Below are 21063 nucleotides of genomic sequence, written 5' to 3'. Positions count from 1 at the left end.
ATGTTGGCATAATAACCCGTGCCCGCCGCGGCTCAACGCTTTTCACTGCGGAGTGCCGCCGCGGTCACACTTCTGCGCCGCGCGCCGCGGGATCATTCCAGCCTGAAATGCGCCTCCAGCCGGCTGACGCCGAGCCCGTTGACCTTTTTCACCTTGATCTGCACCGGAATACGTTCTTTCATCGCCTCGACGTGGCTGATCACGCCGATGGTTTTGCCGGAGGCATTCAGGCTGTCCAGCGCATCCAGCGCGGTATCGAGGGTTTCGGCGTCTAGCGTGCCGAAGCCTTCGTCGAGGAACAGCGAGTCGATGCTGGTTTTGTGGCTGACCAGATCGGACAACGCCAGCGCCAGCGCCAGGCTGACCAGGAAGCTCTCACCGCCGGACAGGGTGCGGGTATCGCGCAGCGCGTCCGCCTGCCAGGTGTCCACCACCTGCAGCTCCAGCGCATCGCTGGTTTTGCGCTGAAGCAGGTAGCGCCCATGCAGCCGGCCGAGTTGCTGGTTAGCCAGATAGACCAGATGATCGAGCGTTAACCCCTGAGCGAAGCGGCGGAACTTGTCGCCTTCTTTCGAGCCGATCAGCTGGTTGAGGTAGCTCCAGTCGTCGTAGTCTTGCTGACTGCGGGCGATCTGCTCGAACAGCGCCTGCTGATTAAGGCGACGGGCGGCGTCGCTTTCCAACTGGTTGCGCAGTTCACCCTGGCGCAGCTGCAACGTTTTCAACTGCTGTGCCAACTCGGCCAGCGATTGGGTGAGCGCGTCGAGATCCGTGTTGGCTTCATCCACCCCCTCAGGGCGGTTCAGCCGATGCTGCTCCAGCGTTTGCGTCGCCTGCGTCAGCAGGGCCGCGGCCTCTACCTGCCGCTGTTGCAGTTGCTCTCTACGCTGCTGCAATTCGCGGCGCAGTGTGTCGTCCAGCAGCGCGGCGGTGAAGGCGGTTTCATCAGCGAATTCGCTGTCGGCCAGCGCCTGCTGCCACTGCTGCTGCGCCTGCTGCAGCCGCTCCTGCATCTGGGTGTGCTGTTGTTGTAACCCGGCCTGCTGGCCGGTCAGGCGCTCGCGCAGTTCCTGCGCCTTTTGCCACTGTTCGGCGGCCTGTAAGCTGGCCTGTTCACAGGCGGTTTGTTTGGCGCGCAGCTGTTCCCGCACCTCGGCGACCCGCTGTTCGCCGAACAGCGCCAGCCGCTGCGCGCGCCGCTCTGCGAGAGTTTTCTCGCCTTCCTGCCAGCGTTGTTGCAGGTCTTGCTGCTGTTGCAGGCTGTCGGCATAGGTTTTCTGCAGCAGCGTAAAGCGCTCTTCGAGCAGCGCCAGCTGTTGCTGCGCCTGCTGCTGCTGCGTTTGCAGAGCGGCGAGCGCGTCTTTTGCCTGTTGTACTGCCTGCGCCGCCTGTTCATGCTGCTGCAGCGCGTGCTGCCCGCGCCGCTCTTCATCGTCGCAACCGCTCAGCCAGGCGCTGAGTCGCTCGCTCTCCGCCAGCGTAAAGTCGAACGCCAGCGGTGCGCTGAGCTGCTGCCACTGCTGCTGTTGGGCAGCCAACTGCTGTTCATCCTGCGCGATGGTTTGCTGCTGGCGTTGTTGCTGTTCCTGCAGGCCTTCGCAGCGGGTACGCAACTCGGTGCCCTGGGTTTGCAGTTTCTCGGCGAGAGTACGCATCTCAACCAAACGCTGTTCCGTGGCCGAAGGCTGTACAGCCTGATACTGCTCTACTGCTGGATGGCTGGTGGAACCGCACAGTGGGCAGGGGGCACCGCTTTGCAGCAGGGCGCGCTCCGCTTCCAGACTGACGATGCGTTTTTCCAGTTCGTGGATCTGCTCCACTTCCTGCAGCTGCGCCTTGTGCTGTTTGAATTGCTGACGCGCGCTCTCCAACTGCTGTTGCAGCCCGGCGAGCTGCGTTTGCCGCTCGGCGTGCTCCGCCTGTTGCCTAGCCAGACGCTCGCGGGTCTGACGGTTAAGGGACGCCAGAGTAAACAGCTGCTGGCGTGTTGGGCGCAGATCCGCCAGGGCGCTCAGGCGTTGGCGCAGCGGGGCCAACGGCGTTTGCGCCTCCAGCGCCTGTTGCTGCTGTTGTTGAACGGCCAGCGCTTCGTTCAGCGCGTTCAACTGCTGCTGATGTAGTGCGCCCTGTGCCGTCAGCTGGCTGCGCTGAGCGGTGAGCTTCTCCAGCGTAGTTTGCTGCTGGGCGCACTGCTGCGTGGTGGCATCGGCGGCCTGTCGTCGCTCGGCCTGTGTCGACTGCAGTTGGGCTATTTGGTGGTCGAGCGGAGCGACTTGCTCATCGATCAGCTGTTGCTGCTGCTGCATATACTCGGCATGGGTTTGCTGCGCCAGGCGGGCTTTTTCCACCGCCTGCTGCAGCGGCGCCAGCTGCGCCGAGTGCTGTTCCTGTTGCTGCGTCAGCTGGGCTGCCTGCTGTTGTATCGTCTGCAGTTCGGCGCGGCAGCGATCGCGTTCGCCGCGCAGCGGCCGCAATTTCTCGGCCGGTTCGCTGAGCGCCAGCTGCTGCAGCTGCGGGGCGGCCTCCGCCTGCTCGCGCTGGGCGGTTTCCAGCCGCCGTTGACCCTCGCCTTGCTGTTGCCGGAGGCGTTGCCATTGCTGCAGCCAGCTCAGCGCCTGTTGCTGTCGCTGGGTTTGCTCGCCGAGGGCGATTTCCTGCGCGCTCAGCGCCGTCAGCTGTTCGGTCAGAGACTGGCGCTGCTCGTCGTTCAGCAGTTCGATGCCGCTGGCGCGTTGGTGTAACCCATCCAGGTCGGTTTTGGCCTGCTTGTGCGACTCGAACACCTGTTCGGACAGTCGCCCATAGATTTCGGTGCCGGTCAGCTCTTCCAGCAGTTCGGCGCGATCGTTGGCCTCGGCATTGAGGAAGGCGGCGAACTGCCCCTGAGACAGCATCATCGATTTGGTGAAGCGGCCAAAGTCCAGCCCGGTGATGGTTGCGGTAAGCTCCAGCTTGTCGCGCACCTTGTCCGCCAGGATCTTGCCGTCCTCGCGGCGCGCCAATTCGACCTTCGGCGCCTGCAGATTGCCGTCCGGCGCATTCTTGGCGCGGCGCTGGCTCCAGAAGGCGCGATAGCCGACGCCCTTGACCTCGAATTCGACCTCCGCCAGCGATTCGGCGGTGTGGCGGGTCATCAGTTCATTCTGGCTCGGCGTGACGTTGAGGCGCGGCGTCTGGTGGTACAGCGCCAGGCAAATGGCGTCCAGCAGGGTGGTTTTGCCCGCGCCGGTCGGGCCGGTAATGGCGAACAGGCCGTTGCTGGCGAACGGCTCGGCGGTGAAGTCAATTTTCCATTCGCCCTGCAGCGAGTTGAGGTTTTTTAACCGCAGGCTGAGGATCTTCATGGGTTGGTCTCCTCAGGATTGTGCTGCACCGCATCGACCACCTGGCGGAACAGTTGGTGCATCCGCCGTTGGCGTGCTTCGGGCATGTCGGCCTCCTGCGCCAGGCGCCGTTCGAACACCTCGTTGACGCTCAGTTCGTTCAGCGTTTCCTTATCCTGCTGCGCGATTGCCTGGCGGCGCTGCTCTTTGCTGCGCCGCAACAGCACCACTTCCACCGGCAGCTCATCCGCCATCAGTTGGATGCGGCGCTGAATATCGCTGAGGTAGTCCTGCGTCGCCACTTCGATATCCAGCCACACCGGCAGCTCGCCGGCATAGTCGGCAAATTGCTGCAGTTGCCGTTCGATCTCGGCCAGATCCCCTTTGATCAGCTGCATGGGCTGGAACTGCGGGATCGTTAACGCATCTACCTGCTGGAGGGCTCCGTCGGCGAAATCGACCAGGAAGACGCTTTTGGCTTTGCCCAGCTCATCGAAGCTGAGCGGGATCGGTGAGCCGCTATAGCGAATATGCTCTGACTTGGCGACGTTCTGCGCGCGGTGAATGTGGCCGAGCGCGATGTAATCGGCGGGCGGGAAGGCCTGCGCCGGGAAGGCGTCCAGAGTGCCGATATAGATGTCGCGCACCGAGTCGGAGGTGGTGACGCCGACGGTGGTCAGGTGGCCGGTGGCGACGATCGGCAGCGGCAAGCCCAGCTGGTCGCGGCGCTCGCAGGCCGCCTGATACAGCGTCTGATAATGTTCGGCGATGGCTTCCTGCAGCGCCTGCTGTTTCTGCGCGCCGGATTCGCCGGCGCGGCTGGTAAGCAGATCGCGCGGCCGTAGGAACGGGATGGCGCACAGCACCGCGCCCGGCTGGCCGTCGCGCTGGTTAAGCACCACGATCTGCTGTTCGGCCGCGCCTTGCGCGCTCGCGATCACCGTGGTGTTCAGGCAGGAGAGCAGTTCCCGCGATTCGTTCAGCGTCGCCACCGAATCGTGGTTGCCGCCCAACACGACCAACTGGCAGCCGGTGCGCTGTAGTTCCACCACGAAGCGGTTGTACAGCTCGCGGGCATAGCTGGGCGGTGAGCCGGTATCGAACAGATCCCCGGCGACGATCAGCGCATCCACCTGTTGCTGTTCGATCTGTTCGATCAGCCAGTTCAGAAAAGCCTGGTGCTCGGCGGCGCGGCTTTTGGTGAAAAAGTACTGGCCAAGGTGCCAGTCAGAGGTGTGGATCAGGCGCATGACACTCCCGGATGCAAAGATAATGGCGATGATTATAAAGGCCGCGGCGGCGGCTGTCCCGGCGCAATGATGATGACAACCGGATGATTTTTCTTTACTGCGGGAAATAATCGCTATGCTTACTGCCTATAACAGCCGGTTTTTTTCATAAAAGTGTCACAAAACTGACGCATAATGGCGCCCGAAAAGTCGCTAACACATTGGCAGGATTGACGATGGCAAGACGCATACTGGTGGTGGAAGACGAAGCGCCGATCCGTGAGATGGTGTGCTTTGTGTTGGAACAAAATGGTTACCAACCGTTGGAAGCCGAGGATTATGACAGCGCCGTGACGCGTCTGTCTGAGCCGTTCCCTGATTTGGTGTTGCTTGACTGGATGTTGCCCGGCGGTTCCGGCATTCAGTTTATCAAACATATGAAGCGCGAAGCGCTGACCCGCGATATTCCGGTCATGATGCTGACCGCGCGCGGGGAAGAGGAAGACCGCGTGCGCGGCCTGGAAGTGGGGGCGGATGATTACATTACCAAGCCGTTCTCGCCCAAGGAGCTGGTGGCGCGCATCAAGGCGGTCATGCGCCGCATTTCACCGATGGCGGTGGAAGAAGTGATTGAAATGCAAGGCCTGAGCCTGGACCCGTCCTCCCACCGCGTGATGGCGAACGATCAGGCGTTGGACATGGGGCCGACCGAGTTCAAGCTGCTGCACTTCTTTATGACCCACCCGGAGCGGGTTTATAGCCGTGAGCAGTTGCTTAATCACGTCTGGGGCACTAACGTTTATGTGGAAGACCGTACCGTTGACGTGCATATCCGTCGGCTCCGCAAAGCGTTAGAAACCAGTGGGCATGATAAAATGGTTCAAACCGTTCGGGGCACCGGCTACCGGTTCTCAACGCGCTACTGATCGCGCTGCGCTGGAGAATATGCCGTGTTAGAACGTCTGTCGTGGAAGAGGCTGGCTCTGGAGCTGGCTCTTTTTTGTTTGCCCGCCTTGCTGCTGGGGCTGATTTTCGGTTATCTGCCCTGGTTTCTGCTGGCCTCCGCGCTGGCTGCGCTGGTGTGGAATTTCTACAACCAGCTCAAACTCTCCCATTGGCTGTGGATTGACCGCAGCATGACGCCGCCGCCCGGCCGCTGGAGCTGGGAGCCGCTGTTCTATGGCCTGTATCAGATGCAGCAGCGCAATCGCCGCCGCCGGCGCGAGCTGGCGCTGCTGATCAAGCGCTTTCGCAGCGGGGCCGAATCGTTGCCTGACGCGGTGGTGATGACCACCGTCGAGGGCAATATCTTCTGGTGCAACGGGCTGGCGCAGCATCTGCTTGGCTTCCGCTGGCCGGAAGACAACGGCCAGCACATCCTCAACCTGCTGCGCTATCCGGAATTCAGCCACTATCTGCAACAGCAGGAGTTTTCACGCCCGCTGACGCTGCAGCTGAACAACGAACACTACGTCGAATTCCGCGTGATGCCGTATTCCGAAGGGCAACTGCTGATGGTGGCGCGCGACGTCACCCAGATGCGCCAGCTGGAGGGCGCGCGGCGCAACTTCTTCGCCAACGTCAGCCATGAGCTGCGCACGCCGCTGACGGTGCTGCAGGGCTACCTGGAGATGATGGGTGACGAAGAGCAGGATGGTTCGCTGCGCAGCAAGGCGCTCGGCACCATGCAAGAGCAGACCCGCCGGATGGACGGGCTGGTCAAGCAGTTGCTGACACTGTCGCGCATCGAGGCGGCACCCAATGTTGACATGAACGAGCGCGTGGATATCCCGCTGATGCTGCGGGTGTTACAGCGCGAGGCGCAGTCGCTGAGCGGCGGCAATCACGAGATCACCTTCCGGGTTAACGAGCAGCTCAACGTGTTCGGTAATGAAGATCAGTTGCGCAGCGCGGTGTCTAACCTGGTGTACAACGCGGTCAACCACACGCCGAAGGGTACCCACATCGAAGTGAGCTGGCAGCAGACGGCGCACGGCGCGCAGTTCCAGGTCAGCGACAACGGGCCGGGCATCGCCGCCGAGCACCTGCCGCGCCTGACCGAGCGTTTTTACCGCGTCGACAAGGCCCGTTCGCGCCAGACCGGCGGCAGCGGGCTGGGGCTGGCGATTGTCAAACACGCGCTCAGCCATCACGATGCGCGGCTGGAGATCCTCAGCGAACCGGGGATCGGCACCCGCTTTATCTTTACCTTACCCAATCGGTTGATTGTTCCCGCCGCTTTATCAGAGAATGCGGTGAAAAATTAACGCGAGACACCGGTATGACCCGAATAACCCGAGGGCTGTTGCTTTGCCTGGCGCTGCTGGCCGGGCGCGGCGCGCTGGCGCAGCCCGACGGCATGCTGGCGGGCAACCTGTCCAGCGTCGGTTCCGACACCCTGGCGAATCTGATGGCGCTATGGGCGCAGGATTTCAGCCAGCATTATCCCAACGTTAACCTGCAGATCCAGGCCGCCGGATCGTCGACCGCGCCGACCGCGTTGGCGGCGGGCGCCGCGCAGCTGGGCCCGATGAGCCGGCCGATGAAGGCCGCCGAGGTTTCGGCGTTCGAACACCGTTACGGCTATGCGCCGCTGGCGGTGCCGGTAGCGGTGGATGCGCTGGTGGTGTTGGTGCATCAGGACAACCCGCTGCGCGGCCTCAATCTGCAGCAGCTCGATCGCATTTTCTCCGCCACCCGGCGCTGCGGCGAAAGCAAACCGCTGACGCGCTGGGGCGAGCTGGGGCTGAGTGGCGACTGGGCGACGCGTTCGCTGCAGCGTTTCGGCCGCAACTCGGCGTCCGGCACCTACGGCTATTTCAAACTGCGTGCGCTGTGCGGCGGCGATTTTATGCCGCGCGTCAATGAGCTGCCCGGTTCAGCCTCGGTGGTGCAGGCGGTGGCCGGTTCGCTCAACGGCATCGGCTACGCCAGCATCGGTTTTCGCGCCAGCGGCGTGCGGCTGCTGCCGTTGGCGGAGTCGGGAGAGGACTATGTTGCCCCTACCGCCGCCAACGTGCGCAACGATCGCTACCCGCTGTCGCGCTATCTGTATATCTACATCAACAAAGCCCCTAATCAACCGCTGGAGCCGCTGACCGCCGCGTTCCTCGACCGCGTGCTGTCGACTGCCGGGCAGAGCCTGGTCAATCACGACGGCTATCTGCCGCTGCCGCCGGGCGCCCTGCAGAAGACCCGTCAGGCGCTTGGGTTGCCACCGCTCGCGCCGGCCATGATGAAATAACCGACAAAATGCGACGTAATTTTCGCCTTTTTTCACGGCCAAACGAAGCTCGTGCCACGCGAAAATCGGGCTTATATTGGCGTTTTCGCGCGGTAAAGTGATATATGCTTCACGTTTCGTGAATCTGCTGTTCAAAAATGATACAAATCATGTAGTGTATATTTATTGATAGCCAATATGATCGACTGGTGGCTAAAGTTTATATGGTCGATAGCTCTGCTTTTCGCCATGCGTCTTGCCTTGAAGCGCTATAAACGTTTACCTTAGCCCTCGTTGTCGGATTAAACCTCCATTTTTATAACTCCTAAAATTTTGCCCATCTTCATGAGCGGCCACTTTCGAATAGGGACATAAACGCCGGATCGACTGCGTTTAGGGTGCTTATTTGGCGCTGCAACGTTAGGGCATGCCGGCAACCGGGTGGGGCGTTACGCCACCACGCTATCGGACCATTTTTTTCATTTGAACAGGCAACACGACATCGTATGAGTCATCGTTTAACGTCAAAAGATATCCTGGCACTGGGTTTCATGACCTTTGCCTTATTCGTTGGGGCCGGGAACATCATCTTCCCGCCGATGGTCGGCTTGCAGTCCGGTGAACACGTCTGGACCGCAGCGCTGGGCTTCCTGATCACCGCCGTGGGTCTGCCGGTCATCACCGTCATCGCGTTGGCGCGCGTCGGCGGCGGCATCGACGCCCTCAGTTCGCCGATCGGCCGCGGCGCCGGCCTGCTGCTGGCGACCGTCTGCTACCTGGCCGTCGGCCCGCTGTTCGCCACGCCGCGCACCGCCACCGTATCCTTCGAAGTGGGCATTGCCCCGCTGACCGGTGACGGCACCATGCCGCTGTTTATCTATAGCCTGGTGTACTTCGCGCTAGTGATCGGCATCTCCCTGTATCCGGGCCGTCTGCTCGATACCGTCGGCCACGTGCTGGCGCCGCTGAAGATCGTGGCGCTGGCCGTACTGGGCATCGCCGCACTGCTGTGGCCTGCCGGCGCGCCGATCCCGGCGACGGCGGCTTACCAGAGCGTGCCTTTCTCCTCCGGCTTCGTTAACGGCTATCTGACCATGGATACGCTGGGGGCGCTGGTATTCGGCATCGTTATCGTCAACGCGGCGCGTTCACGCGGCGTGAAAGACGCCGGTCTGTTGACTCGTTACACCATTCTGGCCGGTTTGATCGCCGGCGTGGGCCTGACGCTGGTTTACCTGAGCCTGTTCAAGCTGGGCTCCGGCAGCGGCGCGCTGGTGCCTGACGCCACCAACGGCGCGGTGATCCTGCACGCTTACGTTCAGAACACCTTCGGCGGTTTGGGCAGCTTCTTCCTGGCGGCGCTGATCTTCATCGCCTGCATGGTGACCGCGGTAGGCCTGACCTGCGCCTGCGCCGAGTTCTTCGCGCAATATCTGCCGTTCTCGTACAAGACGCTGGTGTTTATCCTGGGCCTGTTCTCGATGGTGGTGTCCAACCTCGGCCTGAGCCACCTGATCCAGATCTCCATTCCGGTGCTGACCGCGATTTACCCGCCGTGCATCGTGCTGGTGGTGCTGAGCTTCACCCTGCGTTGGTGGCACAGCGCGCCGCGCATCATCGCGCCGGTGATGCTTGTCAGCCTGTTGTTTGGTATCCTTGACGCGGTGAAAGCGTCCAGCTTCCAGCAGCTGCTGCCGGCCTGGACCACTCACCTGCCGCTGGCGGAGCAGGGGTTGGCATGGTTGCCGCCTTCGCTGCTGATGCTGGCGCTGGTCGCGATTTATGATCGGGTGTGCACGCGTTCCCAAGTGACCGCGCACTGATAATCCCCCGGCTTAATCTAGGGCCACGGACATGTCCGTGGCTTTTTTACGTTTAAAACTATGGGTCATTTTCATGCAACAACAGTCACCCACCACTGTCCCCGACAATAAGCTGAAACGCGGCCTCAGCACGCGTCATATCCGCTTTATGGCGTTGGGGTCAGCCATCGGCACCGGGTTGTTCTACGGCTCGGCGGACGCCATCAAAATGGCCGGCCCGAGCGTGCTGCTGGCTTACCTGATCGGCGGCATCGTGGCCTTCATCATCATGCGCGCATTGGGGGAGATGTCGGTCAACAACCCGCAGGCCAGCTCATTTTCCCGCTACGCGCAGGACTACCTCGGCCCGATGGCGGGTTACATCACCGGCTGGACTTACTGCTTTGAAATCCTGATTGTCGCCATCGCCGACGTGACCGCCTTCGGCATCTATATGGGGGTCTGGTTCCCGGAAGTGCCGCACTGGATCTGGGTGCTGAGCGTGGTGCTGATCATTGGCGCCATCAACCTGATGAGCGTCAAGGTATTCGGCGAACTGGAATTCTGGTTCTCGTTCTTCAAGGTCGCCACCATCATCATCATGATCGCGGCCGGTATCGGCATCATCATCTGGGGTATCGGCAACGGCGGGCAACCGACCGGTATTCATAACCTGTGGTCGAACGGCGGCTTCTTCAGCAACGGCTTTATCGGCATGATCCTGTCGCTGCAGCTGGTGATGTTCGCTTACGGCGGCATTGAAATCATCGGTATTACCGCCGGCGAAGCCAAAGATCCGAAAAAATCGATTCCGAAGGCCATCAACTCGGTGCCGTGGCGCATTCTGGTGTTCTACGTCGGTACGCTGTTCGTCATCATGTCTATCTACCCGTGGAACCAGGTGGGTACCAACGGCAGCCCGTTCGTGCTGACTTTCCAGCATATGGGCATCACCGTGGCGGCAGGCATCCTCAACTTCGTGGTGATTACCGCGTCGCTGTCGGCGATCAACAGCGACGTGTTCGGCGTCGGCCGCATGCTGCACGGCATGGCCGAGCAGGGCCATGCGCCGAAGATGTTCAGCAAGGTGTCGAAACGCGGCATTCCCTGGGTGACGGTGGTGGTAATGATGCTGGCGCTGCTGCTGGCGGTATACCTCAACTACATCATGCCGGAGAGCGTGTTCCTGGTGATCGCCTCCCTGGCGACCTTCGCCACCGTGTGGGTGTGGATCATGATCCTGTTCTCGCAAATTGCCTTCCGCCGCAGCCTGAGCAAAGAGCAGGTGAAACAGCTGGCGTTCCCACTGCGCGGTGGGGTGTTTACCTCGGTGGTGGCGATCGTGTTCCTGGTGTTCATCATCGGTTTGATCGGCTACTTCCCAACCACGCGCGTCTCGCTGTACGCCGGCCTGGTCTGGGTGGTATTGCTGCTGGCGGGATACTGGTTCAAGGTCAACCATCAGAAAAAACGCGCGCCGTTGGCGACGCAGCAAGACTAAATGGAAAAACACCGGCTAAGGCCGGTGTTTTTTTAGCGTTGGTCTTCCACTTCATCCTCTCCGGCGGCGCGCGCTTCGATGCGTACGCCGCCGTCGTTCAGCCGTTCCTCTTCTTCCTCGCCGGCGCAGCGCGCCAGCACTTCGCGAATGTCCTGCAGGTTGCTGCTGAGCGCACTTAGCGAAGGTTGCAGATTGCGGGGCATGCGGCTTTCATCCAGCGACGCGCTGTGCAGGCAGCCGATAAACAGCAGGGTGGCCAGCAGGGTAAACAGCCGGTGACGTAACCGTTTCAGCAAGGGCTTTCCCTCTCGGTAGTGAAGGTGATGGCGCATTAACGCCGTTTTCGCCGGGGAAAAGAAGGGGATGGAGATATCTGCTGGCAATTGAAAGAGAATAATTACCAGCAGACACAGTTACGTCAGCCGACGTCAGGAAGCGTTCGCGTTTTGTAGCAGCATGCCGCGCAGGTCATTACCGGTTGGCGTTTGATGTACGCGCAGGCCGAACTCGTCGATCACCGCCAGAATATGGTCGAAAATATCCGCCTGAATGCTTTCATACTCCGCCCAGACCGTGGTGTTGGTGAAGGCGTAGATTTCCAGCGGCAGGCCTTCCGGCGTCGGCGCCAGCTGGCGCACCATCAGCGTCATGTTCTGGTGAATGCGCGGGTGAGCGCGCAGATAGGCTTCCAGATAGGCGCGCAGCGTGCCGAGGTTGGTCAGGCGGCGGCCGTTGAGCGGCGAGGCCAGATCGACGGCGATCTCCTGGTTATGCTGGCTCAGCTCCTGAGTCTTGACGTTCAGGTAGCTGTGCAGCAGCGGGTTGCGCTGCAGGCGGCGCTGTTCCTCTTGCGACAGGAAGTGCACGCTGCCGGTGTCGATATTCAGGCTGCGCTTGATGCGACGCCCGCCGGATTCCGACATCGACCGCCAGTTTTTGAACGAGTCGGAGATCAGCGCGTAGGTGGGAATGGTGGTGACGGTGTTGTCCCAGTTACGCACTTTGACCGTGGTCAGGCCGATGTCGGTGACCGCGCCGTCGGCGCCATATTTCGGCATTTCCAGCCAGTCGCCGATCTTCAGCATATCGTTGGCGGAGAGCTGAATGCCGGCCACCAGCCCGAGGATCGGATCCTTGAACACCAACATCAAGACCGCGGTCATGGCGCCCAGGCCGCTGAGCAGCAGCAGCGGCGATTTGCCCATCAGCAGCGAGACGATCATGATGCCGATCAGGATCGCCGCCACCAGTTTCAGGCCCTGGAAAATGCCGCGCAGCGGCAGCTGATTGGAGATCGGGCTTTGGCGCAGCAGCGCCAGCAGCGTATCCAGCAGCGAGAACAGCGACAGCAGGGTGAAGGCGAGTATCCACACCTGCGCGGCGGTGACGATCACCGCCTGGGTCTGGCTGCCGCTCTGCAGCCACAGCGTCGCCTGGATGCTGATGATCACCCCTTGCAGCAGCAGCGCCACGCGCTGGAACAGTTTGTATTGGGTGATGGCCTGTTGCCAGACGCGCTGCGATTGCTGGCCACGGCGCTGAAGGGCGGCCAGCACCACCCGGTGCAGCACCAGGTGGATCGCGACCGAGATCAGGACAATCAACCCCAATACCATCAACAGCGACATCACTCCGCCGAATTCCAAACCAAATTGTTCCAGCCAGCGCGTTATCTGTTGTTGCATTACCGCTCCTTAAAAAATGCGCAAAAAATATCCTGTAAACTTAAAACGCGTTAGCCTAAGGGGTAACGTGCAGGATTTGTGCCTGTTTACCTTTTTTTACATCGGGTTAGCGTTATTTTTCGGTCTCCGCCCCCCGGCTCATCCCCGGGTTTTGCGGCCAGAGAGGAGGGGGAGTTGCACTTAACGTGGCATTGTTCGCTTCTTGAAGAACGCCGTCGATTTCGTTTGGTACAGCAGGAGAAACAGTATGCTTAACGCCTGGCATCAACCGGTCCCGCCTTTTGTGGTGAAGCAAGGGCAACGTTTGGATATCACGCTGTGGTTACAGGGGGATGAACTGCCGGAACGGGTGTTTTTGCGCGCCGAACCGGACAACGAAGAGTGGCTGCTGGTGATGAAAGCGCAGCGCCACGAGGGAATGCGGCGCTACCAGGCCAGCCTGACGCTGAATGAGGGCGAGCCGACGCGGCGTTACTGCTTCAAGCTGTTGTGGGCCGATCGCCAGCAGTGGTTCGGCCCGCAGGGCTGGTCGCCAACGCCGCCGGGCCAGCTGGCGCAGTTCGCCGTCGACGAGCCCGACCATGGCCCCGAGTGGGTGGCGGATCAGCTGTTCTACCAGATTTTCCCCGATCGCTTCGCCAGCAGCGGCGGCGAACACGGCATCCAAAGCGGCAGCTACCGCCATCACGCGGCCGGTGCCGAGGTGATTCGGCGCGACTGGCAGCATCCGCTGGAGGATCGTCACGCCGCCTCGACCTTTTACGGCGGCGATCTGGACGGCATCTGCGCCAAACTGCCGTATTTGCAGCAGCTGGGCGTGACGGCGCTGTATCTGAACCCGATTTTTACCGCGCCGAGCGTACATAAGTACGATACCGAGGACTATTACCAGGTCGATCCGCACTTCGGCGGCAACGCGGCGCTGCAGCGTTTGCGAGTGAGCACTCACAAGGTGGGCATGAAACTGGTGCTGGACGGGGTCTTCAACCACACCGGTGACTCGCATCCGTGGTTCGACCGCCATCGTCAGGGCGAAAACGGCGCCTGTCACCATCCCGATTCGCCGTATCGCGGCTGGTTCAACTTTTACCCGGACGGCCGCGCGCTCGACTGGAAGGGCAACGCCAGCCTGCCGAAGCTCAACTACGCCGAGCCGCAGGTGGCGGAAGCGATCTATCGCGGGGAAGGCAGCGTGGTGCGCCACTGGCTGCGCCCGCCGTACAGCATCGATGGTTGGCGGCTGGACGTGGTGCACATGCTAGGGGAGAACGGCGGTGCCACCGGCAACCTGCACCACCTGGCTGGCATCTATCAGGCGGTGAAGCAGGAGAATCCGCAGGCCTACGTCTTGGGCGAGCACTTCGGCGACGCGCGCCGCTGGCTGCACGCCGGCGTGGAGGATGCGGCGATGAACTACATGGGCTTTGCGCTGCCAGTGCGGGCGTTCTTGGCGGGGCTGGACGTGGCCTATCACCCGGTGCGGCTGGACGCCGCCGGGTGCGCGCAGTGGATGGACGGCTACCGCGCGGGGCTGCCGCACGGCCGCCAGCTGATCCAGTTCAATCAGCTGGACAGCCACGATACCGCGCGTTTCCTCACGCTGTTGCAGGGGAACGCGGCGCGCATGCAGATGGCGGCGGTGTGGTTGCTGAGCTGGATCGGCGTGCCTTGTCTCTATTACGGCGATGAGATTGGCCTGGACGGCGGCAACGATCCGTTCTGCCGCAAGCCGTTCCCGTGGGACGTCGGTGACTGGGAGCGGCCGCTGCTGGCGCTGTTCCAGCGTATGGCGGCGCTGCGTAAACAGAGCGTGGCATTGCGCCGCGGCGGCTGTCAGGTGCTGTATGCCAGCGGAGAAACGCTGGTGTTCGTGCGTCTGTATCAGCAGGAGCAGGTGTTGGTGGCGCTGCAGCGCGACGGCAGCGGCCAGGCGCAGCTGCCGCACAACCCGCTGTTGGCCCGCGGCCCGTGGCGGCGTGTGGAAGGGCGGGGAGAGTTGAGCGAAAAGGCCGGCGGGCTGCGCCTGCAGCTGGCGGAAGAGTCGGCCACCGTGTGGCGGTATGAAGGCTAAGGGAACTGGGGGGGCCGTAAGGCCCCCGCGATCAAGGTGAGTAGGCGTTTACATCAGTAACCGACCGCGGAGCCTGCCGGGCGACGCACGTCGTTGGCGCCGTACAGGTAACCTTCGCGCACTTTGCCGGAAACCGCCGAATCGTTGCCGGAGTTGGCCGGGCTGACGCCCGCCGCGCCCGGCAAACCGACCAGAATCAGTTCGGCGGCGCCCCATGGCGTTTGCTCGACCATCTTATAGCCCATGCCGCTCAGCAGCTTCAGCGTATCGGCGGAAACGCCGCGCTGTTCGTAGTACACCTCATCCGGCAACCATTGGTGATGGATGCGCGGTGCGTCCACCGCTTCCTGCGGCGCCATACCGTGGTCGATCACGTTCAACGCGGTCTGCAGGGTAATGGTGATGATGCGTGAGCCGCCCGGCGAGCCCAGCACCATAAAGATCTTGTTGTCCTTGGTCACCAGCGTCGGGCTCATCGACGATAGTGGGCGCTTACCGGGGGCAATGCTGTTGGCGGTGCCTTGCACCAGCCCGTACAGGTTTTTCTCGCCCACTTTCACCGTGAAGTCGTCCATCTCGTCGTTGAGGAAGAAGCCGGTGCCCGGTGCGATCACCACGGCGCCGAAGCGGCCGTTGACGGTATAGGTGGTGGAGACCGCGTTGCCGTCGTGGTCGACGATCGAATAATGGGTGGTTTCCGGCTTCTCATGCGGTTCCATGCCGGGCTGTACGTTTTCCGACGGCGTGGCCTTGTCCGCGACGATTTTCTTGCGGATCTGCTCGGCGTAGCTCTTGCTCACCAGCCGGTCGATCGGGTTCTTGATGAATTCCGGGTCGCCGAGGTAGGTGTTGCGATCCATGTAGGCATGGCGCATCGCTTCGGTCATGGTGTGAATGGCCGCCGCCGAGTTGAAGCCCATGCTTTTCAGGTCATAGCCTTCCACCACGTTGAGGATTTCGCACAGCGTGACGCCACCGGAGCTGGGAGGCGGCGCCGACACGAACTTGTAGCCGCGATAGCTGCAGGTGATCGGCGGCGTTTCGGTGACCTTGTAGTCGGCGAAGTCGGCGGCGGTCAAAATGCCGCCGCCCTGTTTGGCCGCCGCCTCCACCGCCTGTGGGATCTTGCCTTTGTAGAAGGCGTCGGTTCCCCCTTTGGCGATGGCTTCCAGCGTATTGGCCAGATCGGTTTGCACCAGTTTGTCCCCCGGCTGCAGCGGGCTGCCGTCCGGGCGCAGGAAGATTTTGGCCGACTCGGGATCCTGTTTGAAGCGTGCGACGGTGGTGTCGAGAATATCGGTATCGGCGCGGGTCAGCACAAAGCCTTCGCGCGCCAGCTTGATCGCCGGCGCAAGCACCTGTTCGCGGCTCAGTTTGCCGTACTTCTCACGCGCGGTTTCCATTCCCAGCACGGTGCCCGGCACGCCCGCCGCCAGATAGCCGTACAGGCTGGCGTCTTTCTTCACCTTGCCGTCGGCATCCAGATACATGTTGGCGCTGGCCGCCGCCGGCGCAGTTTCGCGGAAGTTGATGAAGGTATCGGTACCGTCCGCCAGGTGGACGGTCATAAAGCCGCCGCCGCCGATGTTGCCGCAGCAGGGGTTCACCACCGCTTGCGCATAGCCGACCGCCACGGCGGCGTCGATGGCGTTGCCGCCCATTTTCAGGATATCCACCCCGACCTGCGAAGCCAGATGCTGCGAGGTGACCACCATGCCGTTTTTGGCTTCCACCGCTGGGTTGGATGCCGCATACAGGCTGCCGCTGACCAGCAGCGCCGCCATGGTCAGGGGTTTGCTCCATTTCTGTAAAAACATAGTTATTCCTACCCTGTCAGTTTTTTATTGTGTTGTGTTTGCTTGCTGCTGTTCGCTTGCAAAGCGCGAGCCAGCGTTATTGATAGTAGCCGCAGATGGGCATTCACGCGGCGAACTGGGCGGGAAATGTGAGCGGAAACAGGGAAATAAAGCACTGAAGGCGGGCGGTCTGCCCCAAAAAGGGGCATAAAAAAACCGGCCGCGTGGGCCGGTTGATTCACTATCAGGCTGAAATTACAGCTTGGCAGCGTTTTCAGACAGGTATTTTGCCACGCCGTCTGGGGAAGCGCCCATACCTGCTTTGCCTTTTTCCCACTGAGCCGGGCACACTTCACCGTGCTCTTCGTGGAATTGCAGCGCGTCAACGGTACGGATCATTTCGTCGATGTTACGGCCGATTGGCAGGTCGTTAACAACCTGAGCACGCACGATGCCGTCTTTGTCGATCAGGAAGGAGCCGCGCAGCGCAACGCCAGCTTCCGGGTGTTCGATGCCGTAAGCTTTCTGGATTTCACGCTTAACGTCAGCAACCATTGCGTATTTCACTTCACCGATGCCGCCTTTGTCGACAGGGGTTTTACGCCATGCGTTGTGGACGAATTCTGAGTCGAAGGAAACGCCAACCACTTCAACGCCACGCTTCTGGAACTCTTCATAGCGGTGATCGAAAGCGATCAGCTCGGAAGGGCATACGAAGGTGAAGTCCATTGGCCAGAAGAACAGCACGGCTGGTTTACCGTTCAGGTGCTTCTTCAGGTTGAAGTTTTCAACGATTTCGCCGCTACCCAGTACGGCAGCTGCAGTGAAGTCAGGGGCTTGACGAGTTACCAGGACCATAATTACTCCTGTAATAGGTGTTAAAGGGTGGATGTAAAAACAAGGGCCAGTATAGGGGCCACGACTTGGCGAATAAAGGGCAAAAGACCAATCGATGAGATAGCTTTTACCTATTAAATTCATTAATTAAATTTGACAGGCTTTAAAAATAACCTTTTCCCACAAAAGGGCAAGCGGCAAAGCGTAAATTCTTGCAAGGCGCTGCAATTTCAAACGCTTGAGCTTGACCTCAGAGCGTTTTTTCCTTCGCCTGCTGCATCATTTGTGGATAAAACTGCCAGAATTGTGTTTCAAGCTGATGATAGTGTCGCTCGACGTCGGCGAACGAGCCTGCCAGGGCATCGAGGCGCGGACGGCGGCTGGCCATGCCCTGCAATACCCGGGCGATGAACGGCAATTCGGCGTAGCGTTCCAGCCAGCGTTCCGGCCACAGATAGCCGTTCAGGTTCTGAAAGCGTGGCGGCGTGAGCGGCAGGTAAGGTTCGATCTGGCTGCGGGCTTCCTGGGTAAACTGGTGCAGGTCGCGTGAGGGCTCCAACTGCTGCCAGTGGCGCGCCAAAAAATGGTCCCACACCACGTCGAGGGTGATCGGCGCCACGCGGCGGTAGGGGGCGCTGAAATAGTCGCGGCAGGCTTTGACCTGCGGCAGGCTGTCGGTCAGCACGTCGACGCGACGGTGCATCATGATGCCGGCCACCACGTCGGGCTGGTAGTCGGCGGCGGGGTTGCCGCGCACGAAATCGGCCAGCAGGTTGCCCAGCAACGAGCTGTCCGCCAACATGGCCAAATGAAGATGAGCGAGAAAATTCATCCCTCAACTATACCCGAAGTCAGGCAAATCCTCCTTATTTCTTGCCGCTGACCGCCCCCGGCTTTAGACTAGGCCGCCTGTTTTTTACCAACCAGCCCTAAATTGAAGAAGTGAATACCCATGCGCGTCGCTGATTTTTCGTTTGAACTTCCCGAATCCCTGATTGCCCACTACCCCCAGGCCGAACGCAGCGCATGCCGCCTGCTGCAGCTGGACGGGCCGAGCGGGGCGCTGACGCACGGCGTATTCACCGATCTGCTGGACAAGCTGGAAGCCGGCGACCTGCTGGTGTTCAACAATACCCGCGTGATCCCGGCGCGCATGTTCGGCCGCAAGGTCAGCGGTGGCAAGATAGAAGTGCTGGTGGAGCGCGTGCTGGACGACCATCGCGTGCTGGCGCACGTGCGCGCGTCGAAAGCGCCCAAGCCGGGGGCCGAGCTGCTGTTGGGGGATGACGAGAGCATCGCCGCCACCATGGTGGCGCGCCACGAGACGCTGTTCGAGCTGCGCTTCAACGACGAACGCGATGTATTCACCATTCTCAACGCGGCCGGCCACATGCCGCTGCCGCCTTATATCGCTCGCCCGGATGAAGACGCCGACCGTGAGCTGTATCAGACGGTCTACAGCGAGAAACCGGGCGCGGTCGCCGCGCCGACCGCCGGCCTGCACTTCGACGAACCGCTGCTGGCGGCGCTGCGCGCCAAAGGCGTGGAAATGGCGTTCGTGACGCTGCACGTCGGCGCCGGCACCTTCCAGCCGGTGCGCGTGGAAACCATCGAAGATCACGTGATGCACGCCGAATACGCCGAAGTGCCGCAGGAGGTGGTGGATGCGGTACTGGCCTGCAAAGCGCGCGGCAAGCGCGTCGTGGCGGTGGGCACCACCTCGGTGCGTTCGCTGGAAAGCGCCGCTGCGGCCAGCAAAGAGGCGCTGATTGCGCCGTTCTTCGGCGACACCAGCATCTTTATCTATCCGGGCTATCACTACCAGGTGATCGACGCGCTGGTGACCAATTTCCACCTGCCGGAGTCCACCCTGATCATGCTGGTGTCGGCCTTCGCCGGCTACAAAAATACCATGAACGCCTATCAGCAGGCGGTGGCCGAGCAGTACCGCTTTTTCAGCTACGGCGATGCGATGTTCATCAGCCGTAATCCGCAGGCGGAAAACGAGTCCGTCGGCGGTTAATTTCCCGGGCTGCGCCCACGGTGCGGCCCCGTTTCAACGACATCAGACTGTTTCTCTGATGCTGGAGGCTTTGTGAAGTACGAACTACAAACTACCGATGGCCGCGCACGCCGCGGCCGCCTGATTTTCGACCGTGGCGTGGTGGAAACCCCGGCCTTTATGCCGGTCGGCACCTACGGCACGGTCAAGGGCATGACGCCGGAAGAAGTGAAAGAAACCGGCGCGCAGATCCTGCTGGGCAACACCTTCCACCTGTGGCTGCGCCCTGGCCAGGAGATCATGAAGCTGCACGGCGATCTGCATGATTTCATGCAGTGGCCGGGCCCGATCCTCACCGACTCCGGCGGTTTTCAGGTGTTCAGCCTGGGGGCGATGCGCAAGATCAAAGAGGAAGGCGTGTACTTCCGCAACCCGATCAACGGCGACAAGGTGTTCCTGAGCCCGGAAAAATCGATGGAAATCCAGTATGACCTGGGTTCCGACATCGTGATGATTTTCGATGAATGTACGCCGTACCCGGCCGACTGGGACTACGCCAAGCGTTCGATGGAAATGTCGCTGCGTTGGGCGCAGCGCAGCCGCCAGCGTTTCGACGAGCTGGAAAATAAAAATGCGCTGTTCGGCATCATTCAGGGCGGCGTTTACGAAGATTTACGTGATGTTTCCGTCAAAGGGCTGGTGGATATCGGCTTTGACGGGTACGCTGTGGGCGGCTTGGCTGTAGGCGAGCCGAAAGAGGATATGCATCGCATTCTTGAACACGTTTGCCCGCAAATTCCGGAAGATAAGCCACGCTATTTGATGGGCGTCGGCAAGCCGGAAGATTTGGTGGAAGGCGTGCGCCGCGGCATCGACATGTTCGACTGCGTCATGCCGACCCGCAACGCCCGCAACGGCCATTTGTTCGTGACTGACGGTGTGGTAAAAATCCGTAATGCCAAGCACAAGGATGATACTTCTCCGCTGGATAAGGACTGTGATTGCTACACGTGTCGCCATTACAGCCGCGCCTACTTGCACCATCTCGACCGTTGCAACGAAATATTGGGTGCTCGACTGAACACAATTCATAACCTGCGTCACTACCAGCGCCTGATGGCGGGTTTACGCCAGGCTATCGAAGAGGGTAAATTAGAGCAGTTTGTTGCGGATTTCTATGGTCGGATCGGCAAGCCGATTCCGCCTTTAAACGCTTGATCTAATAATTGATAACTTAATGAGGGAATTTCAATGAGCTTTTTCATTTCTGACGCCGTCGCATCCGCAGGGGCTCCGGCTCAGGGAAGCCCGTACTCTCTGATCATTATGCTGGTGGTGTTCGGCCTGATCTTCTACTTCATGATCCTGCGCCCACAGCAGAAACGCGCGAAAGATCACAAGAAGCTGATGGACTCCATCGGTAAAGGCGACGAAGTGCTGACCACCGGCGGCCTGATCGGTCGTGTGACCAAAGTGGCCGACACCGGCATCATCGCCATCGCGCTGAACGACACCACGGAAGTGATGATCAAGCGTGACTTCGTGGCGGCCGTTCTGCCGAAAGGTACCATGAAGGCCCTGTAATCTTTTTTCC

General features: G+C 60.8%; 16 protein-coding genes. 9 read left to right on the top strand and 7 right to left on the bottom strand.

The features are described from left to right. Positions 1–92: 92 nt before the first annotated feature. Complete coding sequence (gene sbcC, locus ACJ8J5_RS21655) at positions 93–3344, bottom strand: exonuclease subunit SbcC (protein WP_414104802.1); 3252 nt, start codon at positions 3342–3344, stop codon at positions 93–95. Then, the gene (sbcD, locus tag ACJ8J5_RS21650) at positions 3341–4573 is read right to left on the bottom strand and encodes an exonuclease subunit SbcD (RefSeq protein ID WP_025301739.1); all 1233 of its coding nucleotides are present in this window, start codon (positions 4571–4573) and stop codon (positions 3341–3343) included. The genes sbcC and sbcD overlap by 4 nt, the downstream gene beginning before the upstream one ends. Positions 4574–4788: 215 nt before the next feature. Between sbcD and phoB the strand changes: the two genes are divergently transcribed. The 5 genes from phoB to proY all read left to right on the top strand — a co-directional run bounded on the left by phoB (position 4789) and on the right by proY (position 11078). Next, positions 4789–5478, top strand: coding sequence for a phosphate response regulator transcription factor PhoB (gene phoB / locus ACJ8J5_RS21645; RefSeq protein WP_004940438.1), 690 nt, complete (start codon positions 4789–4791; stop codon positions 5476–5478). A gap of 24 nt (positions 5479–5502) precedes the next feature. After that, positions 5503–6819 (top strand): phosphate regulon sensor histidine kinase PhoR, encoded by a 1317-nt coding sequence (gene phoR / locus ACJ8J5_RS21640; protein ID WP_025301740.1) that lies wholly within the window; start codon positions 5503–5505, stop codon positions 6817–6819. A 14-nt stretch (positions 6820–6833) separates the two neighbouring features. Continuing rightward, positions 6834–7796 carry a PstS family phosphate ABC transporter substrate-binding protein gene (locus ACJ8J5_RS21635; RefSeq protein ID WP_025301741.1) on the top strand — a complete coding sequence of 321 codons (963 nt, stop codon included), beginning with the start codon at positions 6834–6836 and terminating at the stop codon, positions 7794–7796. Between the two features lie 485 nt (positions 7797–8281). Beyond that, the gene (gene brnQ / locus ACJ8J5_RS21630; protein WP_025301742.1) at positions 8282–9598 is read left to right on the top strand and encodes a branched-chain amino acid transport system II carrier protein; all 1317 of its coding nucleotides are present in this window, start codon (positions 8282–8284) and stop codon (positions 9596–9598) included. A 73-nt stretch (positions 9599–9671) separates the two neighbouring features. Then, positions 9672–11078 carry a proline-specific permease ProY gene (gene proY / locus ACJ8J5_RS21625; protein ID WP_025301743.1) on the top strand — a complete coding sequence of 469 codons (1407 nt, stop codon included), beginning with the start codon at positions 9672–9674 and terminating at the stop codon, positions 11076–11078. Between the two features lie 32 nt (positions 11079–11110). On the opposite strand, the gene ACJ8J5_RS21620 is transcribed toward proY, so the two are convergent. Together ACJ8J5_RS21620 and ACJ8J5_RS21615 are read right to left on the bottom strand one after the other, a co-directional pair. Beyond that, positions 11111–11374: a hypothetical protein gene (locus ACJ8J5_RS21620; RefSeq protein ID WP_089180595.1), complete on the bottom strand. Its 264-nt coding sequence runs from the start codon at positions 11372–11374 to the stop codon at positions 11111–11113. Between the two features lie 132 nt (positions 11375–11506). After that, a complete protein-coding gene (locus ACJ8J5_RS21615; RefSeq protein ID WP_197812577.1) occupies positions 11507–12763 on the bottom strand; it encodes a mechanosensitive ion channel family protein in 1257 nt (418 codons plus the stop codon). 247 nt (positions 12764–13010) lie between these two features. Between ACJ8J5_RS21615 and malZ the strand changes: the two genes are divergently transcribed. Then, the gene (malZ, locus tag ACJ8J5_RS21610) at positions 13011–14834 is read left to right on the top strand and encodes a maltodextrin glucosidase (protein WP_414104800.1); all 1824 of its coding nucleotides are present in this window, start codon (positions 13011–13013) and stop codon (positions 14832–14834) included. Positions 14835–14887: 53 nt separating this feature from the next. Here the strand turns inward: malZ and ggt are convergent, their stop codons facing one another. The 3 genes from ggt to ACJ8J5_RS21595 all read right to left on the bottom strand — a co-directional run bounded on the left by ggt (position 14888) and on the right by ACJ8J5_RS21595 (position 18299). Beyond that, complete coding sequence (gene ggt, locus ACJ8J5_RS21605) at positions 14888–16651, bottom strand: gamma-glutamyltransferase (RefSeq protein WP_060432547.1); 1764 nt, start codon at positions 16649–16651, stop codon at positions 14888–14890. Between the two features lie 234 nt (positions 16652–16885). Next, positions 16886–17488 carry a peroxiredoxin C gene (locus ACJ8J5_RS21600; protein ID WP_004940403.1) on the bottom strand — a complete coding sequence of 201 codons (603 nt, stop codon included), beginning with the start codon at positions 17486–17488 and terminating at the stop codon, positions 16886–16888. Positions 17489–17717: 229 nt separating this feature from the next. Further along, positions 17718–18299, bottom strand: a complete 582-nt coding sequence (locus ACJ8J5_RS21595; RefSeq protein ID WP_025301748.1) for an ACP phosphodiesterase — start codon at positions 18297–18299, stop codon at positions 17718–17720. A gap of 120 nt (positions 18300–18419) precedes the next feature. Between ACJ8J5_RS21595 and queA the strand changes: the two genes are divergently transcribed. The 3 genes from queA to yajC all read left to right on the top strand — a co-directional run bounded on the left by queA (position 18420) and on the right by yajC (position 21053). Further along, on the top strand, positions 18420–19490 hold the full coding sequence (gene queA / locus ACJ8J5_RS21590) for a tRNA preQ1(34) S-adenosylmethionine ribosyltransferase-isomerase QueA (RefSeq protein WP_004940394.1): 1071 nt from the start codon (positions 18420–18422) through the stop codon (positions 19488–19490). 72 nt (positions 19491–19562) lie between these two features. Beyond that, complete coding sequence (tgt, locus tag ACJ8J5_RS21585) at positions 19563–20687, top strand: tRNA guanosine(34) transglycosylase Tgt (protein ID WP_016928877.1); 1125 nt, start codon at positions 19563–19565, stop codon at positions 20685–20687. Between the two features lie 33 nt (positions 20688–20720). Continuing rightward, positions 20721–21053, top strand: a complete 333-nt coding sequence (yajC, locus tag ACJ8J5_RS21580) for a preprotein translocase subunit YajC (RefSeq protein WP_004940391.1) — start codon at positions 20721–20723, stop codon at positions 21051–21053. The last annotated feature ends 10 nt before the right edge of the window (positions 21054–21063 follow it).

The sequence above is a fragment of the Serratia sp. CY43202 genome (assembly GCF_052168755.1).
Taxonomy (GTDB): Bacteria; Pseudomonadota; Gammaproteobacteria; order Enterobacterales; family Enterobacteriaceae; genus Serratia; species Serratia bockelmannii.
The sequence above is the reverse complement of the archived record's forward strand: the minus strand, read 5'-3'. Positions and strand labels throughout refer to the sequence as shown.